General features: G+C 51.2%; 1 pseudogene. It reads right to left on the bottom strand.

The window, feature by feature from the left end:
* A pseudogene (locus DK870_RS29820) lies at positions 1–545 on the bottom strand (IS5 family transposase); the annotation flags it as partial.

The following is a 545-nucleotide window of genomic DNA, read 5'->3' as shown; positions in this document are numbered from 1 at the left end:
CCGGCCAAGATCTCACCGACTTGGCCGGTGTATTTTCGTAAGATCAGGGTCGGGCTCAACAGTTGTTTGTCTCGAGACATGGTGGTCTCTGCTAATGAACGTTGATGGTAGCCTGATGCCGTTTTCCATTCCGCCAATTGACCTGATTTCAGCGCAGCAACGGCGTCATTTATTGGGTGTACTTCCTCCTAGTACTTGGCCTTTTTACGCGGTGGTATGGTGGCAATACTACCTTTCCTGAGCAACAATCGATGGCAATTTCGCGTGTCAGAAGCCCCATCGGCAGACACTTGGTGCAAACGGCGACGCTGTGGATTGAGTAAGGTGGGCAGTACTTTGCCTATTCGCCGCACTTTCCAGACTCACTTCGGCGGCAATGATTTCGTGGGTGTGCGCATCGACAGCGAGGTGTAACTTACGCCAGATGTGGCATTGACTCTTGCCATGCTTGCACTCGCTTGCAAAGACAGCTGTATCCTGGCGATGTGAGCGGGACATCCATCAACTGAAAAATGGAATTGATGAATCCTTCCAGTGATCGAAAC

This window comes from Pseudomonas sp. Q1 (assembly GCF_009935975.1).
GTDB classification, from domain to species: Bacteria; Pseudomonadota; Gammaproteobacteria; order Pseudomonadales; family Pseudomonadaceae; genus Aquipseudomonas; species Aquipseudomonas palleroniana.
Note: the sequence above shows the minus strand (reverse complement) of the source record. Positions and strands in the feature narration are given on the sequence as shown.